This is a genomic window from Sphaerospermopsis sp. FACHB-1094 (assembly GCF_014696195.1).
GTDB classification, from domain to species: Bacteria; Cyanobacteriota; Cyanobacteriia; order Cyanobacteriales; family Nostocaceae; genus Sphaerospermopsis; species Sphaerospermopsis kisseleviana.
On the sequence record NZ_JACJPT010000033.1, the window covers coordinates 12,337 to 25,458 of the forward strand.

Genomic DNA, 13,122 nt, shown 5'->3' on the forward strand with positions numbered 1-13,122 from the left:
TAAATTCCTATTACCTCCTTTATATGAGTGTAGCTATTCCCGTTTTTAAACCCGTTAGTAAAATGCAGCTAACACCCGGTAGTAAAGTTACCATTCCCGATGTTAGCTGGGATGAATTTGAGGCGATTTTAAAAGAATTAGGAGAAAAAAGAAATTCCAGAATTGCTTATATTCAAGGTAATTTAGAAATTATGGTGCCTCTTCCTGAACATGAAATTCCCAAAGATTTAATTTCTGATATCGTCAAAATATTACTGAAAGCAAAAGGAATTAAATATCAACCTTTTGGTTCAACAACCTTTAAAAAAATAGGTATAGCAGGGGTAGAACCAGATGCTTGTTTTTATATTCAAAATTATCAACAAATGATAGGTAAACGGCGTTTACAACCAGATGATCCACCACCAGATTTAGCAATAGAAACTGATGTGACATCAAAAACAACTCTGGATGCTTATCAGGCTATTGGAGTTCCTGAATTATGGATTTTTGATAGTGGTAAGTTGTCTATTTATTTATTGCAAGATGGGAAATATATCAAGTCTGAAAAAAGTCCCTATTTTGAGGATATACCTATTACTGAGATTATACCTGATACTGTTGAGCGTAGTTGGCAGGTAGGAAGTTTTCAGGCTTTGGAAGAATTTACAGTGACGTTATATTCTATCTTGGAGTAGAGTGTTAATATTTTTTAAGTTATGGCTGGACATAGTAAATGGGCAAATATCAAGCGTCAAAAAGCGGTAGTAGATGCGAAAAGGGGAAGTATCTTTACCCAACTATCGCGGGCGATAATAGTTGCTGCTAGGAGTGGGATACCAGATCCAGCGGGAAATTTTCAGTTGCGGACAGCGATTGATAAAGCGAAAGCTGCGGGTATTCCTAATGATAACATTGAAAGAGCGATCGCTAAAGGTGCAGGTACTTTTGCAGGTGATAACACCAATTTAGAAGAAATTCGCTATGAAGGATATGGTCCTGGTGGTGTAGCAATTTTAATTGAAGCTTTAACAGATAATCGTAATCGTACCGCTGCTGATATTCGAGTTGCTTTTAGTAAAAATGGCGGAAATTTGGGGGAAACAGGTTGTGTGAGTTGGATGTTTTCCCAAAAAGGTGTGTGTGTTGTTGAAGATGTGGTTGATGAAGAAAATTTGTTAGAAGCATCTTTAGAAGCTGATGCTGAATCTTATGAAATGATTGAAGATAACACGGCTGAAGTTGTTACTGAAGTGGTAAATTTAGAGAAACTAAGTCAAACATTGAAAGCCAAAAACTTTAATGTTAGAGATGTAGAATTACGTTGGATTCCGGGAAATCAAGTTGAAGTCACAGATGCTGATCAAGCTAAATCGCTGCTCAAATTAATTGATATTTTGGAAGGTTTAGATGATGTGCAAAATGTCACCGCTAATTTTGAAATGTCTGAAAATCTCATGGCTTTAAGTATGGCTTAATAGGTTGTAGGTGACTGGTGATAGGTGACAGGTGACAGGTGACAGGTGACAGCAAGAAGGCAAGAGGCAAAAGTTGAAAAATTAATTCTTTCTCCTGACTCCTGACTCCTGACTCCTGACTCCTGAATTCTTCCCTTATGGTAGCCAATTTTCATCTAATAATTGTTCCAGAGTATAAGGACATTCTAAAGGAAATTGAATCATCATACCTGTTTTTTTACTGACATATTTTAAGGCTTTCTGATAAACTTTATCTTGATTTTCTTGTAAATGATTTCTTAGATTTTTAGTCAAATATTCATTGATTTGAGTTCTAAAACTGATAATTTCAGCTTGCCAATGATTGGCATTATATTGATATTCCTCTTCCCAATATTGCAGCAGTAATAAATGTCTAATTATTTGTTCTAACAAACTCTCAACAGTCAATTTATCTCGACGACTCATTGCTTCTAATTCCTCAATTAAATGCTCTAAATCTAGAGCATCTAGTCGCTTTTCTTTTAATAATTCTAGAGTTTGTTCTAACCATTTTTCATTATCAACTTCATAAATAGAATACAAATCACTTATTGGATTCATTGCTTTACTCACTGTAATCTACTTGTTAAATGATTAATTAGCAATTATTCTAATTATTATACCACATCTTCTTGATCAAGTAGTTAATTCAAACTCTTGTTTGGCTTTAGCTAAACTAAACTCGCTGTAAGACATAGACTCATTTTGCGGGTAATTTTTCTACTCAACTTGCTCTATTCAGAGACTTGCGTAAAAATAATAGATAAAACACCTTCATCTATCTTCACATCTATCTTCACAATGTCACTCACTCAGCTTCCTCAAACTCTCACTCCCCCCCACACAACCACAGACAAACCAGGATATGATTATGATTTGGTGATAGTCGGTGGTGGTATAGTTGGTTTAACTTTGGCTGCTGCTTTAAAGAACTCTGGTTTAAGTATACTGCTAATCGAAGCTAGGGTGACATCAGCTGCAGTAGCTAAAGGTCAAGCTTATGCTGTACATATGTTATCAGCCCGCATTTTTCAAGGAATTGGCATTTGGGATAAAATTCTACCTAATATTGCTAAATATAGACAGGTATTTTTATCTGATGCTGACTATCCCGATGTGGTGAAATTTCAAACTGCTGATATAGACACACAAACACCAGAATTAGGTTATGTAGCAGAACATTTTGCCCTGTTAGAACCTTTACAAGAATTGGTAAAAAATTGTGCAAATGTAACTTATTTGTGTCCAGCAGAAGTTGTCACCACACAAAATGAAAAAGATATAGTGAATGTGAATATTAAAGTTGACGGTGAACAGCAACAAATTAAAACTAAATTGTTAGTAGCTGCTGATGGTTCACGTTCCAAAATTCGAGAAGCTGCGGGAATTAAAACTAAAGGTTGGAAATATTGGCAATCTTGTATTGTCGCTTTTGTCAGACCAGAAAAATCTCATAACTATACAGCTTATGAGAAATTTTGGAAAAGTGGACCTTTTGCAATTTTACCTTTACCTGGTAACAGATGTCGCATTGTTTGGACAGCACCCCATGAAGAAGCTAAAGCTTTGTGTGCTTTAAGTGATGAGGAATTTTTAGCGGAACTAACTCAGCGGTATGGTAAGCAGATGGGTAAATTAGAATTATTAGGCGATCGCTTTATTTTTCAGGTACAATTAATGCAGAGCGATCGCTATGTTCTCCCCCGTTTAGCTTTAGTTGGTGATGCTGCACACAACTGTCATCCCGTCGGTGGACAAGGTTTAAATTTAGGTATTCGTGACGCTGCTGCTTTAGCTGAAATTATCCAAACAGCACACCAAAACGGTGCAGATATTGGTAAAATTGAAGTTCTCAAACAATATGAACGGTGGCGAAAAAAAGAGAATTTGGCAATTTTAGGTTTTACCGATTTGTTAGATCGAGTATTTTCTAATAACATCTTACCTGTGGTAGTTATTCGCCGTTTAGGTTTATGGTTGATGCAGCGAGTCCCAATGTTGAAAATCTTTGCACTTAAATTAATGATCGGTTTAAAAGGTAGAACTCCCGAATTAGGGAAAATGTAAGAAAATGTAAAATGATTTATAATTGGGAAATAAGGTGACAGAAGAAAAATCAATTCTTTCTCCTGACTCCTGTACGGGCGAAGTAGGGGCGAAGCATTCGGAAAATAACCTGTGATCAAAATTGATAATTTATAGCCCGAATGCTTCGCCCTTACAGGAAAATAGCCTTTTCATAAAATTGATAGTTTGTCGCCCGAATGCTTCGCCCCTACGACTCCTGACTCCTGACTCCTGTTATATGTCACTGCAACAAATTAAAGAACAGGCTTATAAACTTTCGGTAAGCGATCGCCTAGATTTAATTACCGCCTTAATTCAATCTTTGCAAATTTTACCCCAGAGTGAAGAATGGAAATATTTAGTATCACGTCCTCACCCTTGGAAGCAACAACTTTATATTAAAGGTAGAAAGTTACTAGCTGCAACCGTTTGGCAGGATATGATCAGTAATGAAATGTCTCCAGAGGAAGCAGCAGAAAATTGGGATTTACCTCTAGCAGCAATTTCTGAAGTCATCAGTTATTGTCAGAGTCATCAAGAATTAATAAAATTAGAAGCTGATGAAGAAAAATATCGTCTAGAAGTAAAAGGAGTCTCCTTTGAGTCTTAAATTACTACTAGAACACCGATTCATTAATCGTAAGGGCGAAGCATTCGGACAGAATATGAACTGGTTTCAGCAATAGGTTATCACCCGAATGCTTCGCCCCTACAACTTATAACAAATTAATACATTCTATTTTGGAGAGGTCTATTGTATTAGACTATGCTAGACAACAAGAACGAGTTTTGCTAACACGTAACTGCAATGACTTTCACACACTGCATCAGGCTAACTCATTACATCCTGGTATTTTGGCAATTTACCAAAATGCCGACGGATCGAAAAACATGAGTTATCAAAATATTGTTAAAGCTATTGCTAATATCCAAATAGCAAACTTTACACTTGCCAATCAGTTTGTTATTCTCAATCAATGGAATTACTAAATTTAGATATGAACTTTAAAATCATACCTTACACCCTGGCAGCATCTATTTTTTTGAGTGGTTCTCTAATTAGTCAACCTACATTAGCCAATCAACCACAAACAACAGTAAAATCTATATGGCAAGTCTTTTCTTCCCAAGAAGGAGGATTTAGTATTTTATTTCCTGGTTCACCCACAGTGACAAAACAAAAAATCAAAAATAAAACTGGCGAAATTGAGGTGAATTTATTTACTGTTGAACGCCCCCAGGAAGATGTAAAATACACAGTTGCTTATATTGACTATCCAGAAGAATACATTGAACTATTAAAACGTAATAATCAGGTTGAAGCAGCGATAGATACTGGCAAGAAAACAGCTTTAGAAAATGCCAAAGGAACTTTAATTAGTGAAGAACAAATGAGTTTAGAAGGTCATTTTGGCAAAGAAGTTAACTATACTAAACCAGGGGATAAAATTGTTAAACAAAGAATCTTTTTAGTTGATAGAAGATTATATCAAGTCAGTGCAGAAACCACTACAAAAATGCAAAAATATTTAACTAAGAGTATCAGTGGTTTTTGTGATTCTTTGAAGTTGTTACCAAAATAAGGTTTACTGAAAAGATGTTTTAACCCCTCCCTAACCCCTCACAAGGGTAGGTATTTTACATTGTCGTGAGGGCAAGACTTGGAGGACAAGGCAGACAAGGTGACAAGGGAGGAAATACGTAACAAAAATATACAATTGGTAACAAAAACTGAGGCTAAACAGACCTTGTACTGATCGAAGCAGAAGTACATTTTTTGTATAAAATCTTCCTTGTCTACAATACCTCCTTGTCTTCGGTGGTCCTGCCTCAACAGATAATATTAAAAACCTACCCCTGTGAGGGATTAAGGGGGGTAAAAATTTGATATTTAAACTTACTTGGAAGGAATTTTCAGTGTACCTGTATCATATATGCCTTTAGCATCAGATGGAATTTCCAAGGGAATCACTGCTGGAGTATCAGTAAATAAGCGTATTTCATAGCGTCCTGGTTTTAATCCAGAGGTAGCAAACTTACCTGATCGATTGGTGAATATAGTAACTGGTTGCCAATTGCGATCGCCCACAGCAATAATCTGTCCTGATCCTAAAGAAATAGGTTCACCATTAGCATTTAATAACTGTCCTCGCAAGAAAACAGTAGCGTCTGTTCCCACTTGCACTAATGTACCACTGTTATAACTTGGCAAAACCTTGATGACGCGATCGCCTACATCTATTCCTATAGGTAAATTAACTGTATCAATTATGAGATTAGAAATATTATAAGGACTTAAATTTGGCACTACACCAAATCCTAAATTATCAATGCGGGTGGTATAACCACCGGAAATAGGATTAATACCAATTTCTTGACCTTTAATACTGTTTTTGGGAATTACTAAAGCAAAACTATTATTCAGAGGACGTGACCACCCCAAATAACCATCAACAAATACCAAAGCAGTACCAAGACTGAATTTAGTTGTATTGGCCATGGTGTTATTTCCTTTTATAGGAAAAATCCCATTATGAGATAAATCCCAAACAAAACGATAACCTGTATAAGATAATGCCCCGTTTAAATTATAACTTTGATCATTTTGGGTTAAACTTAAGGAAGGTTTTGGCGTGCCGATAGTTCGCAACGGGTTATAATTCCAATTTAGACGATTAGTAGGTTCTCCCCTATTATTGATATTAGATGATGCTTGGATTGATTGACGTATTCGAGGTAAAGTCCAAGAAAAACTAATGTCAGCACGTTGTTCTCCAAAACCAGTCCGATCTAGATTTTGACTGAGATTGAGATTCACATTTAACCCGTTGCGGAAACTCCTAGAGAGACCAAGAGAAACCCTATAAGTATTAGGAATATCTCGCCCAAATTGATATCTGGTACTCAAATTTCCTCTCATATTCCAGAATAAGTTTTGACTATAATTAGCAGTAATATCATATAAAAAATCATTACGTGGGTTTGCTTCTCCCACTCTCACAAAATTTCGTCCTTTAGATTCTACAGTTAATTGAAACGAACGTTGAGATGGATTATTTTCCCCAAATTGTAAGTATTCATAACGCAACTTAGCAGCATAATCAATTCCTAATTTTTGATCGTGACTGAGGGCAATATCCCAGCCAAAATTACCATAATTAGTAGCCCAAACTCCTTCTAAACCGCCAAGTTGTTGATAGAAATCTGCTTGTAAATAACTGCCTAAAGTCAACTGATTAGTTATACCTAAACGGTGGGATAAAGTCAAAATCGGTTGAGTAAAATCATAAGTGCGATCGCCCTTACTCTCAAGAGATGGAACACCCACACTATAGGCAAATTGCTGTACTCCAGGTGCTAATAAATCCCCCGCTACAGGTTTATAAAAATTCAATCTTTGCACCTGACCCACATCATCTTTAATCACTAACTCTACATCATTAGTACCCCCATTCAAAGGTAAATCGCGGATATCTTGTTGTCCTGCTCGTAACAGTAAACTCCGTTGTAATCTACCATTAACTAATACATCAACTGATGAATCTTTTTCTAAGAAAAATTCAAATTGGCTAATAGGTCGAGTGACTAAATAAGGTTGTAAACTAAAATTTTTAGCGACAGAAATTCCCAGTTGAGGCTGACTATTTTGATAACCTGTAATGGGAAGAGACAGATCCCCCACTACATAACGCAAAGCTTGTGCTGGTGCATCCCTAACTACTCGCAAATCTCCCCTAGTAAAAGCAGGTTCTCTTCCTTCTGTAAAATTGCCCCGTCCCTCAAACACCCAATTTTTATAATTCAATGTACCATCTACAGCTAGACGTAAAGGTTGCAGTCCTATATTTCTTTGTCCTGAATCAGACCAAATATAATCTTTATCAGCGCGAAAATTAACATAGCCGCTAAAAGTGCTGGGAAGCACCGCTTTTTCAATATCAGGAGGTAATCTACTAGTATTTAACTGAGCTACATTAGTACGACGTTGAGCAGGTGTAACTTGAATTTGTAATTCTAATTTAGAGCGATCAAAAGTTGCTTGTAAGCCATTTTCTAGCAAAACTTCTAAGCTTAAATTACCTTGAGTATCAACCGCACTTGTCAGTTTTGCTTGGGTATCTGGACGAATAACTTTTTCTGTTTCTGCTAACAAAGGTGCTGCTTGAATGCGAACTGCGGGAATATTTCCCAAGGTCAATAATACCTGTCCTCTTTGTTGTCCATCAATAAAAAATGGTACAACGACTCTCTGGTTTTCGTTACGGGGTTTTTTAAAAATTTCCTCAAATGTCGGGTCTTGGTTTTCCTTTTCGGGAGGTATATTTGGCGATGGAGAAGGTGAATCCTGTCCTAAACTGGCTGTAGAATTAAATAAACTAGAACTGAAGGAAAAAAAGATAAATAGTCTTAATTTAATCGGATTTAATCTTAGCTTCATTCAAGACAGAAATCTCTTTTTAAAGATGATTAACACTTGCCCAAAATTGTTCTAGAAACCTTATTGTTTTGTAGGGGTAATTAATTGTAGGGGTAATTCATGAATTACCCCTACGCAAGAATAAGGTTTTCAGTCACATCTTACGTAAGTCCTAAAATTAAAGGTTTAACTACTAGTGGCAACTGTTAAGGTTAAGGTATCACTGTATGTTCCAGCACTAATATTACCTGAGTTATTAATCTCAATGTATAGATCGAAATCGCCGCCTCCAAGATTATGAGAAAATTGTCCTAACGTTTGAAAGGTAGGAGTACTAGGTGCAGTAGGATTGCTGGGCTGAGTTAGTCCAAGTTTGTATGGAATACTGACGTTGTTACTATTTTTCAAATTACCGTTATTAGTCGAGCTTGCAGTTATGACTACACCACTAGGCGCGTTAGTTGCAGCTGAAAAGCCAGCAATTTTGGTAGACTGTAACCCTGATTGAGCTAACTGTATCGCGTTTTGTAAGTTACTAGCATTACTTGTTGCCGTTAATGTAACGCTAACCGTTGGAGGCACGGTGATACTAAGAGGAATAGTATTAACACTCTGAGCAAAGGCTGCTGATTCAAAACCAATAGCAGCAAGGGGACTCAGAATTAAGCTAGAAGCAATGAAAAAAGGACGTAAAGACATTGTAACTCCTTATTTATCAGGACTAAAAACTACAGTAATTTGAGTCTAGAGGTGTTGACTTTAAATTGTCTTCCCACTTCTTTTTGTTAAGACTTATGCAACATTGGACTAAAAACCTGGTTCTTATGTTCAAATCCCTAGTAGGGGTGATTTCCTTACCCAAGATTCGACTAAAAACCTGGTTTTGATGTAGGGGTAATACCCTTCGGGAAGCAAGCTACATGAATTACCCTTACCATCTCCTGAAAGTCTTTAGAAAAGGTAGAAATCAATTAAGTGCAATTTTTTAACAATTGCATACATAATATCACCTACCCCCCCCCGCAAGATAGTATAAATACTGTTTTTTTTAAACTTTGAGTATTTTATTTTACAAGTTATTACATTCATGAAGATGCTGAAAATACTTGATCGGAAATCGCCGTAATACATCATCCCTCTACAACCTGAGTTCGACGTAAGAGAATAACCCGCGATTGTAATTGGTAACAATTCAAACCAAAACAGCCTTTGTCAATATTCATGAATTACCCTTAGGCAAAAATCAGGTTTTTAGTCATATTTTGCCTAACTGCTACAACATTTCCAGCCAATAGTGTTAAAGTGGCAAAAAACTGACTTGATTTTTCTTCATTTTTCTTTTCTAGAGCCTAGACTAAAAGCGGGTATCCATGCTGAAAAAACTACAAAACAAGCAAATTTATTTGATTGCTGGTGCTGGACTATGTGCCTTTTTAGTCGGGGGTATGTTATCAGCCCCAGAAGCTGGAAAAACCTTGAGTAAATGGTTCAACTTGAGTCAGAGTCAGCCTGAAAAATTATCTGAGGCTAATAAATCCCAGTCGGTTGTCTTTCGTTTGGCATCACAATCTTTACCGGAACGGGCGGCAAAACTTGCGGAAATTGCGGAGAATGGCAGTTCACCAGATCGGGAAAGGGCGCGTTATCTGTTAGCAAGTGATTATATAGAAACTGATCAAGGTAAAAAAGCTTTGAGTTTGTTAGAAGGTCTAGAGAAAGACTATCCTGTTTTAGCACCGTATATTTTACTGAAACAAGCCCAAGCACAAGATATTCTAGGTGAAAAAGGCCAAGCTTCCGATCTGCGGCAAAAAGTGTTAAAAGATTATCCTGAAGATGCAGCAGTAGTTAAAGCTATATATTTGATTGGGTTGCCAAAGCTACATGAACAGGCGATCGCTCAATTTCCTTCCCATCCCCTCACCTGGGAAATTATCCGCAAACGCCTACGAGAAAACCCCAATCAACTCAAGTTAAAATTAATCTTAGCTAAATATGCAGCCGATGAACCAGGAATTACTGGTATTTTAGATCAGTTGGCTAAACAACCCCAACTCACAGCCGCAGATTGGGATCTCATCGCTTCTGTATATTGGGATAATAACGAATTTGCTAAGGCTGCCAGTGCTTATACAAAAGCACCGAAAACAGCTAAAAATCTTTATCGCAGGGCGCGAGGATTACAAATAGATAAAAAACGAGATCAAGCAATTGCTATTTATAAGCAACAAATCCAAGAATTTCCCGATGATGAAGAAACGGGAACAGCTTTATTAAGATTAGCAGAAATCACCCCTGGCAAAGCTGCCATACCTTATCTTGACCAAATTATTAATAAGTTTCCCAAACAAGCACCCCAAGCACTGGAACAAAAAGCTAAACTGCTAGAGTCGCTTAAAGATAATCAGGCAGCTACAGAAACCTGGAAATTATTGTTAGGTAGATATAGCAACTCTGAGGAAGCAGCAGAATATCGCTGGAAAAATGCCCTCAATAAAGCCAAAAATAGAGATTACGTAAGTGCATGGCAATGGGCGCAACCAATTGCTACAGAGAATCCCAGGAGTATTTTAGCTCCCAGAGCCAGTTTTTGGGTAGGAAAATGGGCAACTCTACTAGGTAAACAGGAAGATGCACGGAAAGCTTATGAGTATGTATTGAGTCAATTTCCCCAATCTTATTATGCTTGGCGGGCTGCTAGTATTTTAGGTTTAGATGTAGGTGATTTTAGTAACTTGCGTTTAATGAACCCAGAAATTATCCCCCCCCAACGTCCTGTACCTCCAGCGGGTTCGGATGCGTTTAAAGAATTGTATTTGTTAGGACAGGATCGAGATGCTTGGTATGAGTGGGAAACAGCATTTAAAAATAACAGTCAGCCTACCGTAGCGGAAGAATTTACAGAAGGGTTGATGCGGTTAGCAAAGGGTGAAAATTTGATCGGTATTGCTAAGATATCTAAATTAGAAGATCGGGAAAAACCAGAGGAACAAGCGGAATTTGCCGCTTTAAGTAAAGAAATCACCTATTGGCAAGCCCGTTATCCGTTTCCTTATTTCCAAGAAATACAAAAATGGTCTTTATCACGTCAACTTAATCCACTGCTAGTTACAGCATTGATGCGCCAAGAGTCAATGTTTCAACCAAAAATTAAATCTGTGGTTGGTGCGACGGGTTTAATGCAGGTAATGCCGAGTACCGCTGCATGGATAGCCCCACAAATTGGTATGGATATCAAAAACCTCAATTTGGAAAACCCCAATGATAATATCATGTTGGGTACATGGTATTTGGATCATACCCATCAACAATATGGTAATAATTCCATGTTAGCGATCGCCAGCTACAATGCAGGACCGGGAAATGTGGCTAAATGGTTACAAACCATCCCTAAACAAGATCCAGATGAGTTTGTAGAAGAAATACCTTTTGGTGAAACTAGAAATTACGTCCGCTTGGTATTTGGTAACTATTGGAATTATCTGCGTTTATATAATCCGTCAATTTCCGCTTTAGTAGCTAAATACTCAGAACAACAACCTAAATTACCGCAGCAGTAATGGTGATGGGTGATGGGTGATGGGTGATAAGACCAAAACGTAAGTACAGGCGAAGTAGGGGCGAAGCATTCGGAAAATAGCCTGGTCATAAAATTGATAATTTGTTGCCCGAATGCTTCGCCCTTACAGGAAAATAGCCTGGTCATAAAATTGATAATTTGTTGCCCGAATGCTTCGCCCTTACAGGAAAATAGCCTGGGATAAAAATTGATAATGGTCGCCCGAATGCTTCGCCCTTACAGGAAAATAGCCTGGGATAAAAATTGATAATGGTCGTCCGAATGCTCCTCTCCATCTCCCAAAACTAAGAAAACCTCTGTTGCTAGTCGCGCTGGAAGATAAAATAGTTAAGGAATGTTGCCTAGAAACTGACTCATGACATCATCACCAGACATAGATACTATTAATTCTCCCAATGTTGACAAAGAAGGATACAGTAACTCAGCAGTTGATCCCTTAGATGAGTTACCAGATGAAGTAGAAATGTCGTTTTTCGATCATCTGGAAGAATTGCGATCGCGCATTTTTTATTCTTTAATAGCTGTAGCTGTATGTGTGGTTGGCTGTTTTATAGTCGTTAAACCACTTGTACAAATACTGGAAGTTCCTGCAAACGGTATCAAATTTCTCCAACTAGCACCAGGAGAATATTTCTTTGTTTCCTTAAAAGTTGCTGGTTACAGTGGTTTAGTGCTGGCTACTCCTTTTATACTTTACCAAATTGTGCAATTTGTATTACCCGGTTTGACTCGTCGTGAACGTCGTTTATTAGCACCGATAGTTTTTGGTTCGAGTATTTTATTTTTGGGTGGGTTAGTATTTGCCTATTTTCTACTTATTCCCGCAGCATTAAACTTTTTTGTTAGCTACGGTGCTGATGTGGTAGAACAACTATGGTCAATTGAAAAATATTTTGAATTTGTATTATTGTTGTTATTCAGCACTGGTTTAGCTTTTCAAGTTCCGGTGATTCAATTATTGTTAAGTAATTTAGGTATTGTTTCTTCAAATCAAATGTTAGCCGGTTGGCGGTTTGTGATTATGGTTGCAGTGGTTTTAGGTGCGGTGTTAACACCTTCTACTGATCCTTTAACTCAAAGTTTATTAGCAGGTGCGGTTTTAGGGTTGTATTTTGGTGGTATTGGGTTGGTTAAATTAACGGGTAAGTAATAGGAAATGGGGAATGGGTAATAATTTATTGATCGCAGATCAAACTCATCCCTCAACTAGGTTTATCAGATTCAAATGGATTCCACAATCTTAGTTGAGTTACCCAACGAAAATCATCTGTATTTCTTGTTATTAAAATTAACCCATACACTAAAGCAGTGCTGGCAATAATAGCATCACCTAAAGTCATTTTTTTCTGTTGTCGCAAAATGACTGCTTGGTTTAAAACATCTTGAGAGATGGGTAAAACTTCAGCAATTTGAAAAAACTCCTCAAAATACTGAATTTGCTCTTTGGTAAGCTGATGATAGCCTAAAACTTCCAAATAACTAAGTGCTGATACCGCAGGTGCATATTCAGCAATTAATTCTCTCAATTTATTGTGTTCTGCTTGAGCAGAGTAGATGATAATATTACTATCTAGCAGCAC

13 protein-coding genes are annotated in these 13,122 nt (G+C 37.3%); 8 read left to right on the top strand and 5 right to left on the bottom strand.

Annotated features, from left to right (window positions below):
• The first annotated feature begins 23 nt into the window (after nucleotides 1–23).
• Entirely contained in the window at nucleotides 24–677 is a 654-nt protein-coding gene (locus H6F47_RS12415) for a Uma2 family endonuclease (RefSeq protein ID WP_190346281.1), read from the top strand.
• 21 nt (nucleotides 678–698) lie between these two features.
• Nucleotides 699–1,457 (top strand): YebC/PmpR family DNA-binding transcriptional regulator, encoded by a 759-nt coding sequence (locus H6F47_RS12420; RefSeq protein WP_190649426.1) that lies wholly within the window; start codon nucleotides 699–701, stop codon nucleotides 1,455–1,457.
• On the opposite strand, the gene H6F47_RS12425 is transcribed toward H6F47_RS12420, so the two are convergent.
• Together H6F47_RS12425 and H6F47_RS12430 are read right to left on the bottom strand one after the other, a co-directional pair.
• The gene (locus tag H6F47_RS12425; RefSeq protein WP_190649427.1) at nucleotides 1,454–1,612 is read right to left on the bottom strand and encodes a hypothetical protein; all 159 of its coding nucleotides are present in this window, start codon (nucleotides 1,610–1,612) and stop codon (nucleotides 1,454–1,456) included. The two genes, H6F47_RS12420 and H6F47_RS12425, sit on opposite strands and share 4 nt — an antisense overlap.
• The gene (locus tag H6F47_RS12430) at nucleotides 1,593–2,039 is read right to left on the bottom strand and encodes a DUF29 domain-containing protein (protein WP_190346279.1); all 447 of its coding nucleotides are present in this window, start codon (nucleotides 2,037–2,039) and stop codon (nucleotides 1,593–1,595) included. The genes H6F47_RS12425 and H6F47_RS12430 overlap by 20 nt, the downstream gene beginning before the upstream one ends.
• A 240-nt stretch (nucleotides 2,040–2,279) precedes the next feature.
• Here H6F47_RS12430 and H6F47_RS12435 point away from each other — a divergent pair, with 240 nt between their 5' ends.
• The 4 genes from H6F47_RS12435 to H6F47_RS12450 all read left to right on the top strand — a co-directional run bounded on the left by H6F47_RS12435 (nucleotide 2,280) and on the right by H6F47_RS12450 (nucleotide 5,128).
• Complete coding sequence (locus tag H6F47_RS12435; RefSeq protein ID WP_190649428.1) at nucleotides 2,280–3,545, top strand: FAD-dependent hydroxylase; 1,266 nt, start codon at nucleotides 2,280–2,282, stop codon at nucleotides 3,543–3,545.
• Nucleotides 3,546–3,783: 238 nt separating this feature from the next.
• Entirely contained in the window at nucleotides 3,784–4,155 is a 372-nt protein-coding gene (locus H6F47_RS12440; RefSeq protein ID WP_187039423.1) for a hypothetical protein, read from the top strand.
• A gap of 131 nt (nucleotides 4,156–4,286) precedes the next feature.
• Entirely contained in the window at nucleotides 4,287–4,535 is a 249-nt protein-coding gene (locus H6F47_RS12445; protein WP_199291155.1) for a DUF5615 family PIN-like protein, read from the top strand.
• 8 nt (nucleotides 4,536–4,543) lie between these two features.
• On the top strand, nucleotides 4,544–5,128 hold the full coding sequence (locus H6F47_RS12450; protein WP_137667321.1) for a hypothetical protein: 585 nt from the start codon (nucleotides 4,544–4,546) through the stop codon (nucleotides 5,126–5,128).
• Between the two features lie 314 nt (nucleotides 5,129–5,442).
• Here the strand turns inward: H6F47_RS12450 and H6F47_RS12455 are convergent, their stop codons facing one another.
• A complete protein-coding gene (locus tag H6F47_RS12455) occupies nucleotides 5,443–7,983 on the bottom strand; it encodes a fimbria/pilus outer membrane usher protein (protein WP_190649429.1) in 2,541 nt (846 codons plus the stop codon).
• A gap of 165 nt (nucleotides 7,984–8,148) precedes the next feature.
• The gene (locus H6F47_RS12460) at nucleotides 8,149–8,661 is read right to left on the bottom strand and encodes a hypothetical protein (protein WP_190649430.1); all 513 of its coding nucleotides are present in this window, start codon (nucleotides 8,659–8,661) and stop codon (nucleotides 8,149–8,151) included.
• A gap of 671 nt (nucleotides 8,662–9,332) precedes the next feature.
• Here H6F47_RS12460 and H6F47_RS12465 point away from each other — a divergent pair.
• Nucleotides 9,333–11,522, top strand: a complete 2,190-nt coding sequence (locus H6F47_RS12465; RefSeq protein ID WP_190649431.1) for a transglycosylase SLT domain-containing protein — start codon at nucleotides 9,333–9,335, stop codon at nucleotides 11,520–11,522.
• 375 nt (nucleotides 11,523–11,897) lie between these two features.
• Nucleotides 11,898–12,692: a twin-arginine translocase subunit TatC gene (gene tatC / locus H6F47_RS12470; RefSeq protein ID WP_137667316.1), complete on the top strand. Its 795-nt coding sequence runs from the start codon at nucleotides 11,898–11,900 to the stop codon at nucleotides 12,690–12,692.
• 52 nt (nucleotides 12,693–12,744) lie between these two features.
• On the opposite strand, the gene H6F47_RS12475 is transcribed toward tatC, so the two are convergent.
• The gene (locus tag H6F47_RS12475) at nucleotides 12,745–13,122 is read right to left on the bottom strand and encodes a type II toxin-antitoxin system VapC family toxin (RefSeq protein WP_190346271.1); all 378 of its coding nucleotides are present in this window, start codon (nucleotides 13,120–13,122) and stop codon (nucleotides 12,745–12,747) included.

Bases quoted from the DNA above. Each gene is read 5' to 3' on its own strand.
- H6F47_RS12465 (WP_190649431.1), top strand. From the start codon at position 9,333: ATGCTGAAAAAACTACAAAACAAGCAAATTTATTTGATTGCTGGTGCT.
- H6F47_RS12455 (WP_190649429.1), bottom strand. From the start codon at position 7,983: ATGAAGCTAAGATTAAATCCGATTAAATTAAGACTATTTATCTTTTTT.
- H6F47_RS12440 (WP_187039423.1), top strand. From the start codon at position 3,784: ATGTCACTGCAACAAATTAAAGAACAGGCTTATAAACTTTCGGTAAGC.
- H6F47_RS12435 (WP_190649428.1), top strand. From the start codon at position 2,280: ATGTCACTCACTCAGCTTCCTCAAACTCTCACTCCCCCCCACACAACC.
- H6F47_RS12430 (WP_190346279.1), bottom strand. From the start codon at position 2,039: ATGAATCCAATAAGTGATTTGTATTCTATTTATGAAGTTGATAATGAA.
- H6F47_RS12460 (WP_190649430.1), bottom strand. From the start codon at position 8,661: ATGTCTTTACGTCCTTTTTTCATTGCTTCTAGCTTAATTCTGAGTCCC.
- tatC (WP_137667316.1), top strand. From the start codon at position 11,898: ATGACATCATCACCAGACATAGATACTATTAATTCTCCCAATGTTGAC.
- H6F47_RS12425 (WP_190649427.1), bottom strand. From the start codon at position 1,612: ATGAAAATTGGCTACCATAAGGGAAGAATTCAGGAGTCAGGAGTCAGG.
- H6F47_RS12450 (WP_137667321.1), top strand. From the start codon at position 4,544: ATGAACTTTAAAATCATACCTTACACCCTGGCAGCATCTATTTTTTTG.
- H6F47_RS12415 (WP_190346281.1), top strand. From the start codon at position 24: ATGAGTGTAGCTATTCCCGTTTTTAAACCCGTTAGTAAAATGCAGCTA.
- H6F47_RS12420 (WP_190649426.1), top strand. From the start codon at position 699: ATGGCTGGACATAGTAAATGGGCAAATATCAAGCGTCAAAAAGCGGTA.